The organism is Mycobacterium sp. IDUB_9, from assembly GCF_055419505.1.
Genome location: NZ_JBVAXU010000003.1, coordinates 428,503 through 450,999, shown reverse-complemented (window position 1 = coordinate 450,999; position 22,497 = coordinate 428,503). Strand labels below are relative to the sequence as shown.

Annotated in this window: 23 protein-coding genes; 12 read left to right on the top strand and 11 right to left on the bottom strand. The window is 66.9% G+C overall.

What is annotated here, in order from left to right; genetic code table 11:
- The first annotated feature begins 55 nt into the window (after positions 1-55).
- Entirely contained in the window at positions 56-1,528 is a 1,473-nt protein-coding gene (locus tag ACZY08_RS16545; protein ID WP_463745587.1) for a histidine phosphatase family protein, read from the top strand.
- Between the two features lie 65 nt (positions 1,529-1,593).
- Here the strand turns inward: ACZY08_RS16545 and ACZY08_RS16540 are convergent, their stop codons facing one another.
- Both ACZY08_RS16540 and ppgK read right to left on the bottom strand, forming a co-directional pair.
- The gene (locus ACZY08_RS16540) at positions 1,594-3,033 is read right to left on the bottom strand and encodes an RNA polymerase sigma factor (RefSeq protein ID WP_463745588.1); all 1,440 of its coding nucleotides are present in this window, start codon (positions 3,031-3,033) and stop codon (positions 1,594-1,596) included.
- 205 nt (positions 3,034-3,238) lie between these two features.
- A complete protein-coding gene (gene ppgK, locus ACZY08_RS16535) occupies positions 3,239-4,060 on the bottom strand; it encodes a polyphosphate--glucose phosphotransferase (RefSeq protein WP_463745589.1) in 822 nt (273 codons plus the stop codon).
- A gap of 168 nt (positions 4,061-4,228) precedes the next feature.
- Between ppgK and ACZY08_RS16530 the strand changes: the two genes are divergently transcribed.
- Complete coding sequence (locus ACZY08_RS16530; protein ID WP_463745590.1) at positions 4,229-5,086, top strand: inositol monophosphatase family protein; 858 nt, start codon at positions 4,229-4,231, stop codon at positions 5,084-5,086.
- Here the strand turns inward: ACZY08_RS16530 and cei are convergent.
- On the bottom strand, positions 5,060-5,707 hold the full coding sequence (gene cei / locus ACZY08_RS16525; RefSeq protein WP_463745591.1) for an envelope integrity protein Cei: 648 nt from the start codon (positions 5,705-5,707) through the stop codon (positions 5,060-5,062). The two genes, ACZY08_RS16530 and cei, sit on opposite strands and share 27 nt — an antisense overlap.
- A 165-nt stretch (positions 5,708-5,872) precedes the next feature.
- Between cei and ACZY08_RS16520 the strand changes: the two genes are divergently transcribed.
- The gene (locus ACZY08_RS16520) at positions 5,873-6,175 is read left to right on the top strand and encodes a DUF4193 domain-containing protein (RefSeq protein WP_209917335.1); all 303 of its coding nucleotides are present in this window, start codon (positions 5,873-5,875) and stop codon (positions 6,173-6,175) included.
- Between the two features lie 19 nt (positions 6,176-6,194).
- Here ACZY08_RS16520 and ACZY08_RS16515 read toward each other — a convergent pair whose 3' ends face one another.
- The gene (locus tag ACZY08_RS16515; RefSeq protein ID WP_463745592.1) at positions 6,195-6,677 is read right to left on the bottom strand and encodes a DUF3093 domain-containing protein; all 483 of its coding nucleotides are present in this window, start codon (positions 6,675-6,677) and stop codon (positions 6,195-6,197) included.
- Positions 6,678-6,702: 25 nt separating this feature from the next.
- Between ACZY08_RS16515 and dut the strand changes: the two genes are divergently transcribed.
- Both dut and ACZY08_RS16505 read left to right on the top strand, forming a co-directional pair.
- Positions 6,703-7,167, top strand: a complete 465-nt coding sequence (gene dut / locus ACZY08_RS16510; RefSeq protein ID WP_463745593.1) for a dUTP diphosphatase — start codon at positions 6,703-6,705, stop codon at positions 7,165-7,167.
- On the top strand, positions 7,167-7,973 hold the full coding sequence (locus ACZY08_RS16505) for a DUF3710 domain-containing protein (protein ID WP_463745594.1): 807 nt from the start codon (positions 7,167-7,169) through the stop codon (positions 7,971-7,973). The genes dut and ACZY08_RS16505 overlap by 1 nt, the downstream gene beginning before the upstream one ends.
- Positions 7,974-7,985: 12 nt before the next feature.
- Here the strand turns inward: ACZY08_RS16505 and ACZY08_RS16500 are convergent, their stop codons facing one another.
- Complete coding sequence (locus ACZY08_RS16500; RefSeq protein WP_463745595.1) at positions 7,986-8,705, bottom strand: alpha/beta fold hydrolase; 720 nt, start codon at positions 8,703-8,705, stop codon at positions 7,986-7,988.
- A 134-nt stretch (positions 8,706-8,839) separates the two neighbouring features.
- On the opposite strand from ACZY08_RS16500, the gene ACZY08_RS16495 reads away from it, so the two are divergent.
- Both ACZY08_RS16495 and ACZY08_RS16490 read left to right on the top strand, forming a co-directional pair.
- The gene (locus ACZY08_RS16495; protein ID WP_463745596.1) at positions 8,840-9,211 is read left to right on the top strand and encodes an OB-fold nucleic acid binding domain-containing protein; all 372 of its coding nucleotides are present in this window, start codon (positions 8,840-8,842) and stop codon (positions 9,209-9,211) included.
- Positions 9,208-9,930 (top strand): DUF3159 domain-containing protein, encoded by a 723-nt coding sequence (locus ACZY08_RS16490; RefSeq protein ID WP_463745597.1) that lies wholly within the window; start codon positions 9,208-9,210, stop codon positions 9,928-9,930. Before ACZY08_RS16495 ends, ACZY08_RS16490 begins: the two co-directional genes overlap by 4 nt.
- Here ACZY08_RS16490 and ACZY08_RS16485 read toward each other — a convergent pair.
- Positions 9,927-10,595 (bottom strand): potassium channel family protein, encoded by a 669-nt coding sequence (locus ACZY08_RS16485; protein WP_463745598.1) that lies wholly within the window; start codon positions 10,593-10,595, stop codon positions 9,927-9,929. The two genes, ACZY08_RS16490 and ACZY08_RS16485, sit on opposite strands and share 4 nt — an antisense overlap.
- Positions 10,595-11,269, bottom strand: coding sequence for a potassium channel family protein (locus ACZY08_RS16480; RefSeq protein WP_463745599.1), 675 nt, complete (start codon positions 11,267-11,269; stop codon positions 10,595-10,597). Before ACZY08_RS16480 ends, ACZY08_RS16485 begins: the two co-directional genes overlap by 1 nt.
- Positions 11,270-11,377: 108 nt before the next feature.
- Here ACZY08_RS16480 and ACZY08_RS16475 point away from each other — a divergent pair, with 108 nt between their 5' ends.
- Positions 11,378-13,372: an APC family permease gene (locus ACZY08_RS16475; RefSeq protein WP_463745600.1), complete on the top strand. Its 1,995-nt coding sequence runs from the start codon at positions 11,378-11,380 to the stop codon at positions 13,370-13,372.
- Positions 13,369-14,598 carry a class I SAM-dependent RNA methyltransferase gene (locus ACZY08_RS16470; RefSeq protein ID WP_463745601.1) on the top strand — a complete coding sequence of 410 codons (1,230 nt, stop codon included), beginning with the start codon at positions 13,369-13,371 and terminating at the stop codon, positions 14,596-14,598. The genes ACZY08_RS16475 and ACZY08_RS16470 overlap by 4 nt, the downstream gene beginning before the upstream one ends.
- 20 nt (positions 14,599-14,618) lie before the next feature.
- Here the strand turns inward: ACZY08_RS16470 and ACZY08_RS16465 are convergent, their stop codons facing one another.
- Complete coding sequence (locus tag ACZY08_RS16465) at positions 14,619-15,707, bottom strand: GGDEF domain-containing protein (RefSeq protein WP_463745602.1); 1,089 nt, start codon at positions 15,705-15,707, stop codon at positions 14,619-14,621.
- A 190-nt stretch (positions 15,708-15,897) separates the two neighbouring features.
- Here ACZY08_RS16465 and nhaA point away from each other — a divergent pair, with 190 nt between their 5' ends.
- The gene (gene nhaA / locus ACZY08_RS16460; RefSeq protein ID WP_463745603.1) at positions 15,898-17,190 is read left to right on the top strand and encodes a Na+/H+ antiporter NhaA; all 1,293 of its coding nucleotides are present in this window, start codon (positions 15,898-15,900) and stop codon (positions 17,188-17,190) included.
- Between the two features lie 27 nt (positions 17,191-17,217).
- Complete coding sequence (gene dxs / locus ACZY08_RS16455; RefSeq protein WP_463745604.1) at positions 17,218-19,131, top strand: 1-deoxy-D-xylulose-5-phosphate synthase; 1,914 nt, start codon at positions 17,218-17,220, stop codon at positions 19,129-19,131.
- Here the strand turns inward: dxs and ACZY08_RS16450 are convergent.
- Positions 19,128-19,634: a phosphate-starvation-inducible PsiE family protein gene (locus tag ACZY08_RS16450; protein WP_463745605.1), complete on the bottom strand. Its 507-nt coding sequence runs from the start codon at positions 19,632-19,634 to the stop codon at positions 19,128-19,130. The two genes, dxs and ACZY08_RS16450, sit on opposite strands and share 4 nt — an antisense overlap.
- Positions 19,635-19,712: 78 nt before the next feature.
- On the opposite strand from ACZY08_RS16450, the gene ACZY08_RS16445 reads away from it, so the two are divergent.
- Positions 19,713-20,612, top strand: a complete 900-nt coding sequence (locus ACZY08_RS16445; RefSeq protein ID WP_463745606.1) for an alpha/beta fold hydrolase — start codon at positions 19,713-19,715, stop codon at positions 20,610-20,612.
- A 12-nt stretch (positions 20,613-20,624) separates the two neighbouring features.
- Here the strand turns inward: ACZY08_RS16445 and ACZY08_RS16440 are convergent, their stop codons facing one another.
- On the bottom strand, positions 20,625-21,896 hold the full coding sequence (locus ACZY08_RS16440) for an HRDC domain-containing protein (RefSeq protein ID WP_463745973.1): 1,272 nt from the start codon (positions 21,894-21,896) through the stop codon (positions 20,625-20,627).
- A 6-nt stretch (positions 21,897-21,902) separates the two neighbouring features.
- Positions 21,903-22,484 carry a DUF3000 domain-containing protein gene (locus ACZY08_RS16435; protein ID WP_463745607.1) on the bottom strand — a complete coding sequence of 194 codons (582 nt, stop codon included), beginning with the start codon at positions 22,482-22,484 and terminating at the stop codon, positions 21,903-21,905.
- Positions 22,485-22,497 lie beyond the last annotated feature (13 nt).

Below are 22,497 nucleotides of genomic sequence, written 5' to 3'. Positions count from 1 at the left end.
CGGATGATGCGTCCGTCGTCACACCCGTTCGTGGATGAGGTCCAGAGGAGAGGGAATGGCCGAAAGCAACCAGTCCGACAACGACATTGCGTATCCCAGGAAACACCGTCCGAGGAGGAGACGGACCCGCGGAAGATGGAAAGGCCTCGGTGTCGTACTGACCGCCATGGCCTTCTTCTTCATGTCGGCACTGCCCGCATGGGCGGCCGAGACGATGAGGGTCACCTTCGTGCGTCACGGCCAGTCCGCGGGCAACACGTCGGGCAACATCGACACCTCGACGCCGGGTCCGTCGCTCACCCCGCTCGGCCGGGAGCAGGCGCAGGCCGTGGTCGACAAGCTGGGGGACAACAACTACGACGCCATCTATGCGTCGCAGATGATCCGTACCCAGCAGACCGCAGGGCCGATGTCGGCCTACCTCGGTCTGCCCATCCAGGTGCTGCCCGGACTGCAGGAGATCGAGGCCGGCGACTACGAGGGCACGCCTGAGAGCGGCGCGCTCGGCGGCTACTTGAAGGCCCCGATCGCCTGGGCGTTCCAAGGTGCCCTCGATGAGCGGATCCCGGGATCGATCGACGGCCATGAGTTCGATGCGCGTGTCGATGGTGCGCTGAAGACCATGTACGACAAGGGCGACCGCAACGTCATCGTGTTTTCGCACGGCGGCACCATGATGTTCTGGACCATGATGAACGCCACGAATCTGAGCACGCCGGAGAAGATCGGGCTGCTGACCAACCATGCGCTGGGCAACACCGATTATGTGGTCGTCGAAGGTAATCCCGAGGACGGCTGGGTGCTGACCGATTGGAACGGTCAGCGGTTCACCCCGGAGCCGTCGTTCGAGCACGAGATCGGACTCCAGGTGCGGACGCTCACGCGGCAACTCGATGCGGCCGCGCGGCAGGTGACCGACGCGTTCGGCACCGGTGACGTGACGAAGATCGTCACCGCGATCAACCACAGCGTCGCCGAAGCCTCATTCTCGGTCACGAAGTTCAATCGCGCGTTCAGCGCCGAGGTGATCAAGCGGGTCGACAAGGCGTTCGGGCACCAGTCCGATCCCGATTCCGGCGGCACCGAGAAGGTGCCGGACGCCCCCGTGGTGAAATCGGTTGCGTCCAACACCGGGTCGGCGGCCGACATGCTCAAGCCGCTCGCCGCTGCCGTTGCCGACAGTGGCGCGGCCAAGGCCGCCGCCGATTCCGAGACCGCCCGCAGTGCCGAGTCCGCCCTCGGTTCCCGGTCGATTGTCGATTCCAGGGTCGACCGCGCGAAGTCGGCCGGGTCCCTCAACCGTGGGGCCCATCTCAAGGACGGCAACATGGCCAGGCCGGGTAAGGCGTGGTCGGGCACCCACCGTGCGGGAGACGAAGTGCGCGAGGCTGTTTCGGGTGCGGCTGAGAAGATCGCGTCGTCGGTGAAGTCGTCGATCCGCAAGCCGGGCGCCGACAAGGAGAAGGCGACCGCGAAGGCCGGTGCCCCGAGCGCATCGGGTGCCGGGTCCGCCGATTCCGACAGCTGATCAACAGACATCGGCCCCCTCCGTTCATCCGGAGGGGGCCGATATCGTCAGGCGATGTTGTGGCGCTAGTCCAGGTAGTCCCGCAGCACCTGCGAGCGCGACGGGTGGCGCAGCTTGCTCATGGTCTTGGACTCGATCTGGCGGATGCGCTCACGCGTGACGCCGTAGACCTGGCCGATCTCGTCGAGCGTGCGGGGCTGGCCGTCGGTGAGCCCGAACCGCAGCCGGACGACGCCGGCCTCGCGCTCGGACAGGGTCTCCAGCACCGACTGCAGCTGATCCTGCAGCAGCGTGAACGACACGGCGTCCACGGCCACGACGGCTTCACTGTCCTCGATGAAGTCACCGAGCTGGCTGTCGCCCTCGTCGCCGATGGTCTGGTCCAGCGAGATGGGCTCACGCGCGTACTGCTGGATCTCCAGCACCTTCTCCGGCGTGATGTCCATTTCCTTGGCCAGCTCTTCGGGCGTGGGTTCGCGACCCAGGTCCTGAAGCAGCTCACGCTGAATGCGACCGAGCTTGTTGATGACCTCGACCATGTGCACCGGGATGCGGATGGTGCGGGCCTGATCGGCCATGGCGCGGGTGATGGCCTGACGGATCCACCAGGTGGCGTACGTCGAGAACTTGTAGCCCTTGGTGTAGTCGAACTTCTCGACCGCGCGGATCAGGCCCAGGTTGCCTTCCTGGATGAGGTCCAGGAACGCCATGCCGCGGCCGGTGTAGCGCTTGGCCAGCGACACCACCAGACGCAGGTTCGCTTCCAACAGATGGTTTTTCGCGCGGTCGCCGTCACGGCAGATCCACTGGAAGTCGCGCCGCACCTGAGTGGTGAGTTTCTCGCCCTTCTCGGCGAACTCGGCCATCTTCTGGGTGGCGAACAGCCCGGCCTCGATGCGCTTGGCGAGCTCGACCTCTTCCTCGGCATTGAGGAGGGCGACCTTACCGATCTGCTTCAGGTAGGCGCGGACGGAGTCGGCCGAGGCCGTCAGCTCCGCGTCCTTGCGTGCCTGTCGCAGCGCTTCGGACTCTTCCTCATCCCACACGAAGTCGCCGGAGGCCTTGTCCTTCTCGGACGGCTCGGGGTGGTCTTCGTCGGACTTGGCCGCCTTGGCCGTCGCCGGCGCGGAGGCCTTGGCGTCCTTGCCTTCCTCCGCCTCGTCGTCCTCGTCGTCGGCGGCATCCTCGACGTCGTCGTCGGTGTCGAGATCCTCGTCGAGTACGAGTTCGGTGTCCTCGACGTCGAGATCCTCGCCCGGACCTGCCTCCAGGTCGTCGGTGGTCTCCGCGTCGTCGTTGACGTCCTCGGGCTTGCCCGCCGCGGCCTTGGTCGCCTTCTTTGCGGGCGCCTTCTTGGCAGGAGCGCGCTTGGTGGCGGTGCCGCCCTCGGCCTTGGCCGCCGTGCTCTTGGCTGCCCGCTTGGCCGGGGCCTTCTTGGCGGGAGTCTTGGTAGCGGTGCGCTTCACCGGCTCTTCGGTCGCCGGGCTTGCTTTTGTCGCTGCCACGTACACCCTTTCGGTCTCACGAAATTCTCGGTGGATATGGGCATACTCCACCGAATGCGTCTGCTATCGAATGTTGGCGTTCTTATCGGCTGGGATATTCACCGCTATTCGGTAGGCGGCCGCCGAGGACCATTGTAACGACAGTGTGAGGGTTCGCCGTGCCGAGCGGCGAATTTTGCCACCGGACCAACCCGACACGGCAAAGTTACCCGGCGGTAGCTTGGGCGCCGGCCGGTCCCGGATCCTGACTGGCCATGGCCGCCCCCACGATGCCGGCGGAGTTGAGCAACGTCGCGGGCACGATCGGGGTGCGGATCTTCAGCAGCGGTAGCCACTTGTCCGACTTGCGGCTGATGCCGCCGCCGACGATGAACAGGTCCGGCCAGATCGCGTTCTCGATGGTCACGAGAACCTTGTTCACCTCTTCGCTCCAGCGCGCGTAACTCCATTCCTTGCGCTCCTTGACCGACGACGCGGCGCGGTGCTCGGCCTCCTTGCCGTCCACCTCAAGGTGGCCAAATTCGGTGTTGGGCAACAACACACCGTTATGGATCACCGCAGAGCCGATGCCGGTGCCGAAGGTCAGCAGGACCACGACACCGGAGTTGTCCTTGCCCGCCCCGTAGTGCTCCTCGGCCAGGCCTGCCGCGTCGGCGTCGTTGAGGACCCGCACCGGCAGGCCGCCGAGCGCGGTGCTGATCACCTCGGAGGCGTTCACGCCGATCCAGCCCTTGTCGACGTTGGCCGCGGTACGCACGATGCCTTCGGTGACCACGCCCGGGTAGGTGACGCCCACCCTGCCGGTCCAGCCGAACTCGGCCACCACCGCAGCCACCGACTTCGCCACCGATTCCGGGGTGGCCGGCTGCGGCGTGTCGAGTTTGAACCGGTCGCCGACGAGTTGCCCGGTGTCGAGGTCGACGATGCCGCCCTTGATGCCGCTGCCGCCGACATCGACACCGAATCCCCGGCGTTGGGGCGCTGCGGCGGGTACCGGATCCGCGGCGGGCGCGTCGGGTGCGGTCATGGGTGCTCCTTTGTGGGACAGGCGGTGAGGAGGCTGTCGGACAGCTGAGGGACGAACCAAGGCGCGCCCCCACCCTAGTAGTTCGCCAACGCCTGCGCGTGCGGTCCGACATCCCGGTCCGGCGTCTTGTGAAGCGACTTTTCGGTCAGAAGGTGTTGCGATAGAGCGGTGACCGACAACAGTTTCGATGCTCCCGCCCTGAGGGCCGTGGCCGAGCAACTCGCCACCGAAGCAGCAGAGTTCGTCGCGCGCCGGCGTGCCGAGGTGTTCGGCACCGTCGCAAACCCCGACGGTGACGGGGTACGTGACGATGCGCCGACCGTCAGATCCAAGAGCACCCCGACCGACCCCGTCACGATCGTCGACACCGAGACCGAACGGTGGCTGCGCGAGCGGCTGGCGGTGTTGCGACCGTCAGAGGCGATCCTGGGGGAGGAGGAGGGCGGTCAGGTGGAGGGCCGTGACGGACTGAGTTGGGTGATCGACCCGATCGACGGCACGGTGAACTTCGTCTATGGGATCCCGGCCTATGCGGTGTCGGTGGCCGTGCAGTACGACGGCCGGTCGGTGGCCGGAGCCGTGGCGAATGTGCCTGCCGGTGAGGTGTACTCGGCCGCCCTCGGACACGGCGCGGACGTCGTGCGGGGCGGGGTGCGGACCCCGCTGCGGTGCAGTGCCGTCGAGGAACTGTCGATGGCGCTGTTGGGCACCGGGTTCGCCTATGAGCCCGCCCGGCGGGCGAGGCAGGCCGGTGTGTTGGCACGGGTTCTGCCCTCTGTGCGCGACGTGCGCCGTATCGGCTCGTGTGCCCTCGACCTGTGCATGGTCGCTGCCGGCAGGTTGGACGCCTATTACGAAGAGGGTGTCCAGGTATGGGACTGGGCCGCGGCGGCGCTCATCGCCGCCGAAGCCGGTGCGACGGTCTGGTTGCCGGACGCTCCGGGTGCCGAGTTCGCGGCGGCATCGGCGCCGGGCGTCGCCGATGCCCTGCGCGACGCGCTAGCAGGTGCCGGTATGGATCTTTGACAGCAGCGCGGAATCCGACGGGGCGGTGGCGTCGGGCCGAAGGCTGGCCAGCACGGCCTTGATGTCGTCGTTGCTGGTGAGTTCGCTGAACTCGGTGCCCAGGGACAGGTCGACCGTGGCGTCCGGCCTTTCGTCCTGGAACAGTTCGGTGCACGGGGCCACCAGCCATACCGCTGCGGCGGCGGCGCGGCCGGACGGGCCGAACCGGATCTGGCCCTGGCATTCCAGCCGGGTGTTGGCGTAGATCGGGTCGTTTGCCGCCTCAGGTTGGGCAAAGCCCAGATCGCGCAGCGCGCCGGCCACCTCGCCGGCCTGGCCGCCCTGGCCGCTGGCGTTGAGCACCCGGATCCGGGCCTCGGCCAGCGGTGCCGGCGTGACTTCGGTCATCGCCGAGCCGGCCACCTGTTCGCCGAGCTTGGGGGCTGCCGGATCGGTGGCGGGCGGGTTGTTGCACACCGTGGCCTCGTGCACATCTGTCGGCTGGTTGAGCGCGATGATCCACACGATCATCGTCACCACCGCCAGTGCGACGAACAGCACAATGCCGGGAACGAAACTGCGCCGACGGAACGGTCGACCGTGACGGTCGAAGGCAGCGCCATCGGTGATTTGTGCGACCACACCTGCACTCTAAGGCCAACCGCGTTCGCCGACGCAGCAGAGCTCAGACGCTATTGTGATGTAAATCACAGTGAAACGTGTGGCAATACGGGCACGAATCATTTGGGGAATGCGTTCGACGCTGGTACAAAGCTCTGCTGCAAGGTAAGGGAGGGGACACAGACGATGGCTACCGACTACGACGCTCCGCGGCGTTCCGAAGCAGACGAGGTTTCTGAGGATTCGCTCGAGGAGCTCAAGGCGCGGCGCAACGAGGCGCAGTCCGCAGTGGTGGATGTTGACGAAACAGAATCTGCCGAGTCGTTCGAGCTGCCCGGCGCAGACCTGTCCGGCGAGGAATTGTCGGTTCGGGTGGTCCCGAAGCAGGCCGACGAGTTCACGTGCTCCAGCTGTTTTCTGGTGCATCACCGGAGCCGGCTGGCAAGCGAGAAGAACGGCGTGATGATCTGCACGGACTGCGCCGCCTGAGGGCGGCTCGATTCGCGGCTCAGTCGCGGCTGAGCGCAGCGAGGACACGATCCGGATGCCTGGAACTGATCAACCAGTACGGGGTGGGGTCATCCGGATCGTCCAGCACCACCAGGACCATCGGGCCGACCCAGGCCCGGTGCACCACGTAGGCAGCGGGATCGAGTTGGCGGCCGAGTGCGGCGGACTTCGCTGACCGCGGCACCTCCGCCGCGCGGGAGATGACGCTCGTCGGCAGGTGTGCGTCACCGATCCACAATTCGGTGTCGCCCGCGCTGTCGCGTGCCACCTTCAATTCGGTCTTGCTGAACCACATCAGCACGGCCGCCGCCACGCCGAAGAGCAGCACGTACGGCAACCATGCCGGAATGGCCGGGGCGGCCAGGCCGATCTCGAATGCGATCACCCCTGCCAGCACCGCAGCGGGTAGCGACCACCACCACGGCACCCACAAACGTTCGCGGTAGTGAACGCTTTGGGCGGTTGCGCGCGTGTCTGACACGCGGCTCAGAGTAATCTGTGACGTCGTGTCCACCTCTCTGGCGGTCGTCCGATTGGACCGCGAACTACCGATGCCCAGCCGGGCGCACGATGGTGACGCGGGCGTAGACCTCTACAGCGCGCTCGATGTCGAGCTGGCCCCCGGCCGGCGGGAGCTCGTGCCCACGGGCGTCGCGGTGGCCATCCCGCACGGAATGGTGGGCCTGATCCACCCGCGCTCGGGTTTGGCTGCACGCGTGGGTCTTTCGATCGTCAACAGTCCGGGCACGGTCGACGCCGGCTACCGCGGCGAGATCAAGGTTTCGCTGATCAACCTCGATCCCGACACTCCGATCGTGATCAACCGCGGTGACCGGATTGCCCAGCTGTTGGTTCAGCGGGTAGAACTGCCCGAGTTGGTCGAGGTGACCTCGTTCGACGAGGCGGGCCTGGCTGACACCTCCCGTGGCGACGGCGGCCACGGTTCCTCCGGCGGACATGCGAGTTTGTGATGGCATTCGGAAAACGCAAGAACGATGCAGCTGATGACAAGGCTGATCAGAACGACGACGAGCGGGTTGAGCAGCCGGCTCCGGCAGACACGGCTGACGAGGACCTGAGCGAGGACTGGCCTGACGACCAGGGCCCGTTCGACGTCGAGGACTTCGACGACCCCGCCGTTGCGGTGCAGGGTCGGCTCGACCTCGGCTCGGTGCTGATCCCCATGCCCGACGGCGGCCAGGTGCAGGTTGAGCTCAACGAGGCCGGGGCGCCGAGTGCGGTGTGGGTGGTGACTCCCAGCGGGCGTTTCACCATCGCCGCCTACGCCGCGCCCAAGAGCGCCGGCCTGTGGCGTGAGGTGGCCGGTGAGCTCGCCGAGTCGCTGCGCAAGGACGCCAGCTCGGTGGTCATCCAGGACGGCCCGTGGGGTCGTGAGGTGGTCGGCGCGGGTAATGGCGGTGTGGTGCGCTTCATCGGCGTCGACGGCTACCGCTGGATGGTGCGCTGTGTGGTCAACGGCGCACCGGAGACCGTCGATGCGTTGGCCGACGAGGCGCGGGCGTCTTTGGCCGACACCGTGATTCGTCGCGGGGACACGCCGCTCCCGGTGCGTACGCCGCTGCAGGTGGAGCTGCCAGAGCCGATGGCGGCCCAACTTCGTACCGCGGCGCAGCAGGCCGCGATGCAGCAGGCGGCCCAGCAGCAGGCCGCTGCGTCACCGGACCTGCCGCAGGACCAGCCGCCGGCCGAACCGGTGGCGCGGCGCAGTGTGCAGGGCTCGGCGATGCAGCAGCTGCGCACCATCACCGGGGGCTAGCCGGTCCGCCCCTCAGGTCGCGACGCTGTCGCTGGCGGCCTCCTGTAGCGCCGCCACACATGCGGCACCCAAGACACCGGTATCGAGCCCCATCTGTTCGAGCGTGACCGACCGCAGCGCTGCCTGCGGCGCGGCGGCCACCCACTCATAGCCGACCTCGGCCGGGTGCACGGGATCGTCGGTTGCGACTGCGACGCCCATCGGTACCCGAAGCTGTTCGAGGTCGGCACTGCCGGGCGCGCGGTAACCGGCCGCTTCCTCCATCGCGTCGGGCAGAGTGGGCCACTGGCCGACCCAGGAGCGGGCCAACTCGTCGGCCAGCCACGGCGGGCTGGAAGCCCGCATCTGTGCCACTGTGGCCGCCAGTCCCTCCCGCCGCAGCAGGTCCGCCGACTGCCGGGCCAACAGCGCGGCGGGGGCATGCTGGGAGGTGCCCGTCCACGGCGGCAGGGCGGCCAGTACGGCCACGCTGCGGCCGGGATGGTCCAACGCCCACCGCACTGCCACGACTGCGCCGATGGACACCCCGCCGACCGCGATGGGGCCAGACCGAGCGGCGTCGTCAAGCGCCTGCAGGTAGCCCTCGACGAGCCGGTCCGGAGTCGGCGGCGGGGTCACCACCAGTCCGCCCGCGTCATGCAGCGCATCGGAAAATGCCCGGTAGACGTAGTTGTCGTCGGACCCGGTGCCGGGCAGCAGAACGGTTGGGACACCGCGCAGGATGACGCTCATCACATGATCGTGCCTGCCCCGTCAAATCGTCGGCGTGCCGACCCGCACCCCACGTGGCATTCGGTGAACAAGAGGTCTACGGTGGCGTTGGTTGGGCGGATTCACAGAGGATCCGCAGAAGGTCAGGAGAGGCCATGGCTACGGCCGAAGGGTATCTGCGCCGGCTTACGCGACGCCTGACGGAAGACCCCGAACAGCTTGATGTCGAAGAGCTCAGCGAAGAGGCCGCCAACACCGGCGCGCTGAAGGCGATCGACGCCCAGCGCGGCCAGGAAGTGACGATGGTCGGCACTCTGCGCAGCGTGGAATGTAACGGCAAGGGGTGTTCCGGCGGCATCAAGGCCGAGTTGTTCGACGGTACTGACACGGTGTTGTTGGTGTGGCTGGGACAGCGCCGCATTCCAGGCATCGAATCCGGTTGCACCCTGAGGGTGCACGGCCGGGTGGGCAAACTGGAGAACGGCGCCAAGGCGATTTACAACCCCCGCTACGAAATACAGAAGTGAGTCAGGCCGAAGAGAACAGAGGCAGCGCACCTCAACCGCCCGACAGTGATCCGGCGCCGGCCCCTGCCCATGGCGGCGGACGTGCAGTGCTGGACCAGATGGGTGGCATCAGCGGCCTGATCTACTCGTCGCTGCCGGTGTTGGTGTTCGTCCCGGTGTCCACGGCCTTCGGGCTGATGCCGGCAATCGTTGCCGCGCTCGGCGTGGCGACACTGATCCTGATCTGGCGGTTGATCCGCCGCGAATCCGTTCAGCCCGCAGTGTCGGGATTCTTCGCCGTGGGCGTCAGCGCCCTGATCGCCTACGTGGTGGGGGAGTCGAAAGGCTATTTCCTGCTTGGCATCTGGAGCTCGCTGGTCTACGCCGTGCTGTTCGGGGTGTCGGTGATCGTCCGGCGCCCGGTGGTCGGCTACATCTGGGGCTGGGTCAACACCCACGACCGGGCCTGGCGTGACGTACGTAAGGCGGTGGCGGCATTCGACATCGCCACCCTCACCTGGGTCGCAGTGTTCGGGTCGAGGTTCCTGGTGCAGCAGTATCTGTACGACGCCGACGAGACGGGCTGGTTGGGCTTCGCGCGCATCGCGATGGGCTGGCCGCTGACCGCCGTCGCCGCCTTGGTGACGTATCTGGCCATCCGGGCCGCGCAGCGTGCCGTACATGCCCAGGACACGGATCAGGACACCGACGGCCCCGACTGCGCCGGAGCGCCGTCTTAGCGCGGCGCTGCGCGCAAGAGCAGCTCGCGCAGTTCGTCCTCGGACTCGGTGACTGCGACGAACAGTAACTCGTCGCCACCCTCCAGAGGGTCGTCGGATTCGGGCACGATCACCCGGGATCCACGCAGAATCGTCACCAACGCGGTGTCGCGGGGCAGCTCGAGCCGCTTGACGGGCTTGCCGCCCCACGGGGTGTCGTCGGGCAGCGTGATCTCGACCAGGTTGGCCTGTCCCTTGCGGAACTCCATCAGGCGCACCAGATCGCCGACTGCGACGGCTTCCTCGACGAGCGAGGCGAGCATTCGCGGCGTCGACACCGCCACGTCCACGCCCCAGTTCTCGTCGAACAGCCACTCGTTGCGAGGATCGTTGACGCGGGCCACCACGCGTGGAACCGCGAACTCGGTCTTGGCCAGCAGGCTGACCACGACGTTGACCTTGTCGTCACCGGTGGCTGCGATCACCACGTCGAATTCCTCGAGCTTGACCGACTCCATCACGGTGAGCTCGCAGGCGTCGCCCAGCCGCCAGTGCGCGGCCGGGATGGCGTCGACGTCGATGTGGCCGGCGTTGCGCTCTAGCAGCGTCACGTCATGGTCGTTCTCAAGCAGCTCACGGGCGATGGAGCGGCCCACGGCCCCGGCCCCGGCGATGGCAACTTTCATCAGTGAGACTCCAAGTCCTCGCTCGGTGGCAGTGCGGCGATGGCCAGCGCCTCGGCGATGTGTCCGGATACCGCGGCGATGTACACCTGATCGCCGGCCTGGATCACGGTCTTGGGTTCGGGCAGGTAGCCGTTGCCGAACCGGATCATGAAGGCCACCCGGCCGCCCGTGGCAGCCTCCAGGTCGGTGGCCAGGTGCCCGGCCCAATCCTGGTGCAGCGGAAGTTCGGCCACGCCCACGTTGCCTGACGGGTCCCGCCACTTGGTGGTCTCGGTCTCCCTGGTCAACACATTGAGCAGACGATCGGTGGTCCACGGCACGGTGGCCACCGTGGGGATGCCCAGCCGCTCGTAGACCGCGGCACGCTTGGCGTCGTAGATACGCGCCACGACGCGCTCGACGCCGAACGTCTCGCGGGCCACCCGGGCCGAGATGATGTTGGAGTTGTCGCCAGAGGACACCGCCGCGAACGCACCGGCCTCCTCGATGCCCGCGCGCAGCAGCACGTCGCGGTCGAACCCCATACCGAGCACACGTTCACCGGCGAACTCCGGCGAGAGCCGGTGGAACGCGGTGCTGTCACGGTCGATGACCGCGACCTCGTGGCCGATCCGGGCCAGGCTGTCTGCGAGGGACGCGCCCACCCGGCCGCACCCCATGACGACTACACGCACCCGTTGGTCCTTTCCGGTGGCAGAAAAGCGCGGTTGCTCTCAATCCGTGCACCCGGAACGCTACCGCTTTGTCACGACTTTCCGCGTTCGGGCTTAGTCTTGGCTCTCGTGTCCAAGCTTTCGACGGCGACGCGCCGTCTGGTCCTCGGGCGGCCGTTCCGCAGCGACAAGCTCTCTCACACCCTGCTGCCCAAACGGATCGCCCTGCCGGTGTTCGCCTCCGATGCGTTGTCGTCGGTGGCCTATGCGCCAGAGGAAATCTTTCTGGTGCTCTCGGTGGCAGGAGTCACGGCCTACTCACTGACTCCGTGGATCGGCTTGGCAGTGGCGGCCGTGATGCTGATCGTGATCGCCAGTTACCGGCAGAACGTGCATGCCTATCCGTCCGGCGGCGGTGACTACGAAGTTGTCACCACGAACCTCGGGCCGACCGCAGGCCTCACGGTGGCCAGCGCACTGATGGTGGATTACGTGCTGACCGTTGCGGTGTCGATGTCCTCGGCGATGTCGAACATCGGTTCGGCGGTCCCGTTCGTCGCCCAGCACAAGGTGATGTTCGCGGTGGCGGCGATTCTGCTGCTGGCGTCGATGAACCTGCGCGGCTTGCGGGAATCGGGCACGGCGTTCGCGATTCCCACCTACGCGTTCATGGTCGGCATGTACATCATGCTGGGTTGGGGGCTGTTCCAGATCTACGTGCTGGACCATCCGCTCCGCGCGGAGTCCGCGGGTTTCGAGATACGTCCCGAACACGGCGAGGTACTCGGCTTTGCACTGGTGTTCCTGGTGGCCCGGGCGTTCTCGTCCGGGTCGGCGGCGCTGACCGGTGTCGAGGCGATCAGCAACGGCGTGCCGGCGTTCCGGAAACCCAAGTCGCGCAACGCCGCGTCCACCCTGCTGCTTCTCGGGGTGATCTCGGTCACGCTGTTCATGGGCATCATCCTGCTGTCCAAGGCCACCGGCGTGCAGATGGCCGAGCGGCCTCACGAGCAGCTGATCGGTGCACCACCGGACTATCACCAGAAGACCCTGATCGCCCAGCTTGCCGATGCGGTGTTCCACGACTTCCCGGTGGGTCTGTACCTGATCGCCGGCGTGACGGCGTTGATCCTGGTTTTGGCCGCCAACACCGCATTCAACGGCTTCCCCGTGCTCGGTTCGATCCTGGCCCAGGACCGCTTCCTGCCGCGGCAGCTGCACACTCGCGGTGACCGGCTGGCGTTCTCCAACGGCATCCTGTTCCTGGCCTTCGCCGCAATCGCTTTCGTGGTGGCGTTCCGGGCCGAGGTGACCGCATTGATCCAGCTCTACATCGTCGGCGTGTTCGTGTCGTTCACGCTGAGTCAGATCGGCATGGTCCGCCACTGGACCCGATTGCTGCGCACCGAAACCGATCCGGCACAACGTCGCCACATGATGCGCTCGCGCGTCATCAATGCGGTCGGGCTCACCGCTACCGGCGCGGTGCTGGTGGTCGTGGTGGTGACCAAGTTCGTCGCCGGCGCCTGGATCGCGATCCTGGCGATGAGCGCCTTGTTCGTGACCATGAAGCTCATCCACAAGCATTACGACACCGTGGCCCGCGAACTCGAACGGGAAGACGAGGACGAGGGCGACGTGGTGTTGCCCAGCCGCAACCATGCGGTGGTGCTGGTGTCGAAGCTGCATCTGCCGACAAAACGGGCGCTGGCCTATGCGCGGGCCACCCGGCCGGATGTGCTGGAGGCCATCACGGTCAGTGTCGACGATGCCGAAACCCGCGCTCTGGTGCACCAGTGGGAGGACAGCGATATCAGCGTGCCGCTGAAGGTGATCGCCTCGCCCTATCGCGAAATCACCCGGCCGGTACTGGATTACGTCAAACGGGTGACCAAGGAATCGCCGCGCACCGTGGTCACGGTGTTCATCCCTGAATATGTGGTGGGGCACTGGTGGGAGCAGGTGCTGCACAATCAGAGCGCGTTGCGGCTCAAGGGCAGGCTGCTGTTCATGCCCAATGTGATGGTGACATCGGTTCCGTGGCAATTGAGTTCGTCGGAGCGGTTGAAGGCGCTGCAGCCTCGGGCCACTCCGGGGGACGCGCGCCGGGGATTCCTGGAATGACGGAACTGACGCTGACCACGGGTCCGGCGGCCAACGGTGGCAGTTGCGTGGCCCGCCACGACGGCCGGGTGGTGTTCGTCCGGTACGCACTACCCGGCGAGACGGTACGGGTCAGGGTGCTCGATGAGCGCGGATCATATTGGCACGCAGAGGTTGTCGAGGTGATCGCTCCTTCGCCGGATCGGGTCGCTTCGCTGTGCCGTATCGCCGGCGTGGACGGTGCCGGGTGCTGCGATCTGGCATTCGCCGAGCCGGGTGCGGCGCGTCGGCTCAAGGGCTCGGTGGTGGCCAACCAGTTGGCCAGGTTGGGCGGATACACCTGGCGCGATGAGCAGTGCGACGAGCCTCCCGCGGCCGAACCGGTGGGTACCGGTGAGGTGACCGGCTGGCGCACCCGGGTGCGGCTGGACACGACCGCCGACGGCCGGGCCGGATTCCACCGCTACCACAGCGCCGAGTTGGTCACCGATATCGACTGCGCACAACTGCCTCCCGAGCTGACCGACGGACTGGCCGAGATGCGTTGGACCCCGGGCGCCCATGTGCATGCGGTGCTGGATTCCGACGGCCGCAGACACGTCGTGCAGTCCGGCCCCAAGACGACCGGCCGCAAAGGCAGCCGCGCGGGCGGTCCCAAAAATGCCACGCGCGTCATCGAGGGCGAGTACGAGACGGTGCAGCGCATCGGCGGGCGGCAGTGGATGCTGCCGGTGACGGCGTTCTGGCAGGCCCACCGTGGCGCAGCGGCCCTCTACAGCGGGCTGGTGGCCGATTGGTCCGGGCTGCAGCCGGGCATGACGGCATGGGACCTGTACGGCGGTGCCGGGGTCTTCGCCGCCGCGCTGGCCGAACAGGTCGGGCCGGACGGACGGGTGCTCACCGTGGACACGTCCCGGGGAGCATCGCGTGCGGCCCGCAGCGCGTTGGCAGACCTGCCCTGGGTATCGGTGGTCACCGACTCGGTGCGCCGGGCCCTGTCTGCCGAGTCAGGACGCCCCGACGTCGTGGTGCTCGATCCGCCGCGCACCGGCGCCGGCCGCGAGGTGATCGACGCGCTGGCGGCCACCGAGGTACCGAGGGTCGTCCACATCGGTTGCGAGGCGGCCTCCTTCGCACGTGACGTGGGGTTGTATCTACGGCAGGGTTACACCGTGGAGGAGTTGCGGGTGTTCGATTCCTTCCCGCTCACCCACCATGTGGAGTGCATCGCGGTGCTGACGCGCTGAGCCGATGGACCGGGCCCGGGTCACTCCTGCGTGTCGGGGCCCATGGTCGGGGTGGGGAAGTGCGCGTAGGTGGCACGGTTGCCGCCCTGGGCCTTCGACTGGTTCATCGCGGTATCGGCCAGTGCCACGAGGGCGTCGACGATCTGCTGGGTGGGCAGCTCCGTCAGCGGGCGCAGTTGGCTGCACGCCGTGCCGATGCTGGCCGTGAGCCGCATGGGCGTGGTGGTGATGGCCATCCGGATCCGGTTCACCAGAGGTGACGGATCGTTGGTCTTGAACACGTCGGCGATCAGGAATTCGCTGTCGGACACATGCGCCAGCGGGACCTTGTGGCGCACGGTCTCGCGGATGGCCTGGGCGACGGCGACGCGGGCGTGCAACGTGCTGTGGCTACCGTCCATATCGCTGAGCAGCGCCATGTCATCGATCCCGACCGCCACGACCACCAGGTATTGATCGTCGTGGCGACTGTGGGAGCCCAGCATCGTGGCGGTGTGCATGTCGAATGCCTCGCGGTTGAGCAGCCCGGTCAGCGGGTCGATCTCGCCCGGGTGCTGGACGCGATCGGGTTCGATCAACTCGACGGCCATCCGGCACAACGCCGAGGTACTCAGGATCACCAGCACTGCCACCAGCGTGCCCACCACACCCAGCCAGACATCCGTCAGCGCGACCCGCACACCCAGGAAAGCCACTATCGCGCCGGAGGCCACCCAGGTGAGGTGCAGTACCCGGCGGCTGTGCAGGAATGCCGTGTAGGCGGTGATCAGGCTCAATGAACTGGAACCCATGAGGCCGACGACGGGGTCCACCAGCAGGATGCAGGTGGCGCCGATACAGGCCGTTCCGATGGAAACGACGGTCCACGACTGGGTGCGGCTGGGCCATTGCCGCCGCCACCACCACTGCGCCAGGGTCAGCCCGCCGATGGCCACGGCCACTGCCACGTACTGGAGGCCGCCGTGTGGACCCTTGGGGCTGACCAGCAACAGCAGTGGGACCAGGCTCAACCCGATGATGGTGACCCCGATGAGGCGCTGCATCCGGGTGCGCTTGCCCTGCGCAGCAAGCAGGGCGGTACGCGCGTAATAGTGATCGAATGGACTCAACCCGCACCCCGGAGTAATCGACTTCGTCTACACCTTACGTAATCATGATGGTCGGCGTTTTACTGCCCGTTTGAGGCGCTGCCACGGACTTCGTCGATATTTGCTCACGTACCGCACCTGTTAGCGTGAACCGCAGGTGTGCCGGGAAGTCTGGTCGGCGTTCAAGTCCATGCCGATTTCAGGGAGCCCGATGAGCAATCGCCGTGAACACAGCAGCCGACGTCTGCTGGCCCGCGGGTCATGGCCGGAGTTTCAGCGGGTCTCCGAACTGCTGCGCACCGAGACGGTCGGCGGGGCGTTGCTGCTGGCTGCCGCGGGCGCGGCGCTGGTGTGGGCCAATTCTCCGTGGTCGAGCGGCTATCACCGGCTCTCGGAATTCGTCGTCGGCCCGCAGTCGCTGCACCTCGATCTGAGCCTGTCGGCCTGGGCGGCCGACGGTCTGCTGGCGATCTTCTTCTTCGTCGTGGGTGTGGAACTCAAACGGGAATTCGTCGCGGGGGACCTGAGGGACCCGGCGCGTGCCGCGCTGCCCATCGCGGCAGCCGTCGGCGGCATGGTGGTGCCCGCGGCGATTTTCGTCGGGATCAACCTGTTCGCGGGCCATCCCGAGACCATCGACGGGTGGGCGGTACCGATCGCCACCGATATCGCGTTTGCGTTGGCGGTACTGGCCGTGGTGTCCACCCACCTGCCCGCCGCGCTGCGGATCTTCTTGTTGACGCTGGCGGTGGTGGACGATCTGCTGGCGATCACCGTGATCGCCGTCTTCTACACCGATCACGTGGCGCTCGGACCGTTGGCCGGGGCGCTGATCCCGATAGCGGCGTATGCGTTCGCGGTGCAGCGGGGTGCGCGTCAGTGGTGGATCCTGCTGCCACCGGCCATTCTCGCCTGGGCACTCGTGCATGCCAGTGGCGTCCACGCCACGGTGGCCGGTGTGGTGCTCGGTTTCACCGTCCCGGTGCTGGGCCGCCACGCGTCAGCCCAACACTTCGAACACATCGTCCGGCCGCTCTCGGCGGGATTCGCCGTGCCGGTGTTCGCGTTCTTCGCCGCCGGCGTGACGGTCGGCGGATGGTCGGGCTTCGCCGATGCCCTGTCGCATCCGGTGACCATCGGGGTGATCGCCGGCCTGGTGCTCGGCAAGCCCATCGGCGTGCTGGGGACCACGTATCTGTTGGCCCGCTTCACCCACGCGAGCCTCGACGAGGACATTGCCTGGCGCGACGTGCTCGGCGTCGCGTTGTTGGCCGGGATCGGATTCACGGTGTCGCTGCTCATCGGTGAGCTGGCATTCGGGCACGGCAGCGTTGCCGACGATGACGTGAAGATCGCGGTGGTCACCGGATCGGTGGTGGCCGGTCTGCTCGCGTCGGTGGTGCTGGTGTCGCGCAATGCCGCATATCGCCGCATTCACCAGCTGGAGAGCGTCGATGCCGACCATGACGGTGTGCCCGATGTCTATCAGCCTCGACAGGACTGACGCGGCATGCGTGCGTACACTGGCTGGATGCTTGAACAGGTCCGCGGTCCCGCTGATCTGCAGCACCTGTCACAGTCCGAGCTGACTGATTTGGCACAGGAAATCCGTCAGTTCCTGATCCACAAGGTCGCTGCAACCGGTGGACATCTCGGCCCCAACTTGGGGGTCGTCGAACTCACCTTGGCGCTGCACCGTGTGTTCGATTCGCCGCACGATCCGATCGTCTTCGACACGGGTCATCAGGCCTACGTGCACAAGATGCTGACCGGGCGCGTACAGGATTTCGACAGCTTGCGGATGAAGGGTGGCCTCTCGGGGTATCCGTCGCGCAGCGAGAGCGAGCACGACTGGGTGGAGTCCAGCCACGCCAGCACGGCGCTGTCCTATGCCGATGGTCTGTCCAAGGCGTTCGAGTTGACCGGGCACCGCAATCGCCACGTGGTGGCCGTCGTCGGTGACGGCGCTCTGACCGGCGGCATGTGCTGGGAGGCGCTGAACAACATCGCCACCGGTGGCCGCCCGGTGGTCATCGTCGTAAACGACAACGGCCGCAGTTACGCGCCCACCATCGGCGGCTTCGCCGACCACCTCGCCGGGTTGCGGCTGCAGCCGGCCTACGAGCGGATCCTGGAAGAGGGCCGCAAGGCCGTGCGCGGCCTGCCCGTCGTCGGGGAGTTCTGCTACCAGTGCATGCACAGCATCAAGGCCGGCATCAAGGACGCGGTCGCCCCGCAGGTGATGTTCACCGATCTGGGCATCAAGTACGTCGGCCCGATCGACGGTCACGATGAGTCTGCGGTGGAGAATGCGCTGCGCAACGCCCGGGGTTTCAATGCCCCGGTGATCGTGCACGTGGTGACCCGCAAGGGCATGGGCTACGCGCATGCCGAGAACGACGAGGCCGATCAGATGCACGCCTGCGGCGTCATCGACCCGGAGACGGGACTGCCGACGAAGGCTTCGGCCCCCGGTTGGACGTCGGTGTTCTCCGACGAGCTGGTCAAGGTCGGTGCCAAACGGCGTGACGTCGTGGCGATCACTGCGGCCATGCCGGGGCCGACGGGGCTGAGTGCGTTCCGGGATCGGTTCCCGGACAGGTTCTTTGACGTGGGTATCGCGGAGCAGCACGCCATGACGTCGGCGGCGGGCCTGGCCATGGGTGGCCTGCATCCGGTCGTGGCGCTCTACTCCACGTTCCTCAACCGCGCGTTCGACCAGCTGATGATGGATGTGGCGCTGCACAAGCTGCCGGTCACCATGGTGCTGGACCGAGCCGGTGTCACCGGGCCCGACGGGGCCAGCCACAACGGGGTCTGGGACCTGTCGGTCCTCGGCATCATCCCGGGTATCCGGGTCGCCGCCCCCCGTGACGGTGCCAGTCTGCGGGAGGAGCTCGGGGAGGCGCTGGCGGTCAACGACGGCCCTACGGCCCTCCGGTTCCCCAAAGGTGATGTGGGCGAAGATATTCCGGCGCTTCAGCGGCGCGGTGGAGTTGACGTGCTCGCCGTCCCCTCGGAGGGTTTGACCGAGGACGTGCTGCTCGTGGCAGTTGGCTCGTTCGCGTCGATGGCGCTTGCGGTCGCCGAGCGGCTACGCAATCAGGGCATCGGTGTCACGGTGGTGGATCCGCGCTGGGTGCTACCGGTTCCGGAAGCCGTCGGTCAGCTGGCCCGCCGTCACAAACTGGTGGTGACGATCGAGGACAACGGCGTGCACGGCGGCATCGGCTCGTCGGTGTCGGCCGCGCTGCGCCACGCCGAGATCGACGTGCCGTGCCGGGATCTCGGTGTCCCGCAGGTGTTCCAGGAGCACGCCTCGCGTGGGGAGGTGCTGGCCGCGGTCGGTCTGACCGACCAGCACATCGCTCGCCAGATCACCGGGTGGATCGCCGCGATCGGTGCACCGGTGGGCGAGCGGGAAGTCAGCCACCAGGTCGACTAGCAGTCGTCGTCCGGCTTGTCGCGCATGTGGTCGGCGCCGCGGTGCTGCAGCCGCAGTACGAAGATGGCGATTGCCAGGACGAGTACCAGGCCGCCGAGCACGCCGACCTGAACGATGGCGCGGGCGAACTCCGGCCCTTTGTCGAGCAACTTGGCCGCGTCCACCGACACCACCACGATTTCTTTGATGCAGGCCAAGATGCCGACAATCAGGAACGGCTCTGCGACGAGTTCGCGAGATCGCAGTGAGGTGCGCACCGCATAGAGCAGTTCCACAAAGATGAAGACCAGCAGCAGGCCGTCCAACAGTTCCAGCATGATGGGGGTGGCCGGGCTGCTACCCAGTCGCAGCAAGGTGTTGACCTGCGCGGCGATCAGCACGGCCGACCCGGCGAGTAGCAGGACGGCGATCGACCAGTAGACCGCGTCCTCGGCGATCCTCAGGACCCGGTCGGCGAAGCGCTCCCGCTCCTGCTCCGCTTCGGTTTCTTTCGACTGCGCCACTGTACTGACGTTATTCCGGTCCGGCTCCGAACACGCGCGAATTCACCGCGAACGTCCGCCACCGCCTAAGTTGCAGACATGGACGCCGAATTGCAGAACTGGAAGGACGCCGGGCAGTTCTTCGACTACCTGGGCTTCGACATCTTCTACCGGGTCGAGGGAAGCGGACCGAATCTCCTTCTCATCCACGGTTATCCGTTCAACTCCTGGGACTGGTCGCTGATCTGGCCCACGTTGACCGACCGGTTCACCGTCATCGCGCCGGACATGATCGGGATGGGGTTCTCCGACAAGCCGGTCGCCTACGGGTACACGGTGTCCGACCACGCCGACATGCACGAGGCGCTGCTGGATCACCTCGGTGTCGGTACTGCCCACATTCTGGCTCACGACCTGGGTGATTCGGTCGGTCAGGAAATGCTGGCCCGGCACGAATTCGGCGACCGGTCCTACGGGGCACTGGACATCGAGTCGATCACCTGGCTCAACGGCGGGCTGTTCAACGAGGCCTACACTCCTCGGCTGCTTCAGAAGGTGATGTCACGAACCCCGTTGGGCGACATCATGAGTCCGCTGCAGGGCAGCCGGTTGTCGCGCCGGCTCGTGGAGCCCACCATCAGGGAGATGTTTGGGGTGAGAACCAAACCGTCGCCGGAGCTGATGGAGAAGTTCCACCAGATCCTGGAATACAACGACGGCAAGCGGGTCGTCCACAAAGTCGGCCGGTTCGTCAACGACCGCTACACGCACCGCAATCGGTGGGTGCGGGCCATGCGGGAGACTGAAGTGTCGATGCGGCTGATCGACGGGCCGTCGGACCCGAACTCGGGGCGGCACATGGCCAAGCGTTACCTCGAGGTCATTCCCGATCCCGACATTGTGATGCTGCCTGAAGACATCGCGCACTGGCCGCAGATCGAGGATCCGCAGGGAGTCCTGACGCATTTCCTGGCCCACATCGACCGCGTGGGCGGGTGAATCGTCGGCGGTTCAGTCGGTACTGAGGGCGGCGGTCAGCACCGGCACCGTCAGTACCCGCTGCCACGGACGGACATTGGCCTCGACGAGGAACTCCTCCACTGCGGTGGCCACGTCGCCGACCGGATGCCAATCCCAGCACAGGCGGCGCACCACTTCCGGGGTGATGAGGTTTTCGGCGGGCACCGAGACCCGCTGCGACAGTTCGGCCAGGCCGGCCCGGGCGGCTTCGAGGCGGGCCGCGGCTTCCGGTTTGCGCCTGGCCCATCGCGCCGCCGGCGGCGGGCCGCTCTGAGCGTCATTGGCCTCGGGCGGGTCGGTGTTGTCCCTGGCCCGGGCCAGCGCGTCCAGCCACACCTTCGCGCTCTTGCGCTGTTTGGAGCCGCCGAACACCGGTAGTGCGGTCAGTTCGTCGATCGTCTTGGGGTCACTCGTGGCGGCGTTGATGATCGCGGCGTCGGGCAGGATCCGGCCGGGCGCGATGTCGCGACCGCGGGCGATCGTGTCGCGGGTGGTCCACAACTCGCGTACGGCAGACAGTGTCTGCGGGTTGCGCACCTTGTGGATACCGGAGGTGCGCCGCCAGCGGTCACGCCGCGTGGGTTGTGCGACATAGGTGCGCAGATACTCGAATTCCTGTGCTGCCCAATCGGTTTTGCCCTGCTCTTCGAGTACTGCGGCGATCGCGTCGCGCAGTTCCACCAGCACCTCGACGTCCAGGGCGGCATAGTTGAGCCATTCGGCCGGCAACGGGCGCTTGGACCAGTCGGCGGCACCGTGGCCCTTCATCAACTGCAGGCCGAGCAACCGCTGCACCATCGCGGCCAGGTTGACCCGCTCGAAACCGGCCAGCCGGCCGGCCAATTCGGTGTCGTACAGCTTGCCCGGGCGCAGGCCGATCTCCGACAGGCACGGCAGGTCCTGATCGGCGGCGTGTAGCACCCATTCGTCCTGCGACAGGGCATCGGCTACCGGCGCCATTGCGTCGATGGGTGAGCCGCCGTGGTTGACCGGATCGATCAGTGCGGTGCCGGAGCCGGAGCGGCGGATCTGCACCAGGTACGCGCGGTTCGAGTAGCGAAAGCCCGATGCGCGTTCCGCATCGATCGCGAACGGACCGCTGCCTTTCGCCAGAGACGCTGCTGCAGATGATATTTCACCGGCGGTGACGCAGAGCTCGGGCACCCCGTCGGCGGGGGAGAGCAGCGGGGTTGATTCGGCCTCTTCGCCCTCTTCGGGCTCGGCAGCTTCCAGGCCGGATGAGACTTGAGGGTCCTCGTTCATCATCTTTTATGCGCGCGTACGGGAGCTCAGGTCGGTGACGCCGCTGGGCGGTAACCCGGCGGCGTGCTCGAGAACTTCGCAGAATGCCTCCACGTGCGGACCCAACTCCAGATCGGTGGCGGTCCAGGAGGCCCGCAGCTCGAGCTGGTGTGCCCGTGGCGGGCCGGAGATGTCGCCGTAGCGCACCGAGGTGGTGGCGGTGACGGTGCCGCCCAGGGCGGTCACGTGCTCGGCGCGCGCTTCCAGGGCGTCCACCAGCCAGCTCCAGGCGACCTCGGGCAGGAGCGGGTCGACGGCTTCGGTGGAGTCCAGGTCGGCCTGGATATAGGCGACCAGCCGCATGGTGCCGTCCCAGGCCTCGGTGCCGTCGGGGTCGTGCAGCAGGATCAACCGCCCGAAGGCGTCACCCTCGGAACGCTCCGGGACAACCGTTGTCTCAGGGTGCCGAACCTCGGCGCCCAGCGCGTAGCTGTAGGGCGCCAGCCGCTGGGGCGGTCGTATCGGACCCAGCTCGATTTCCGGCCGTACGGTGGTGGCGCTCATCGCCGCCACCGCCGTCCGGAACTGGGCCGGTTCGGCAGAGGTCACGGCATCTGACGCT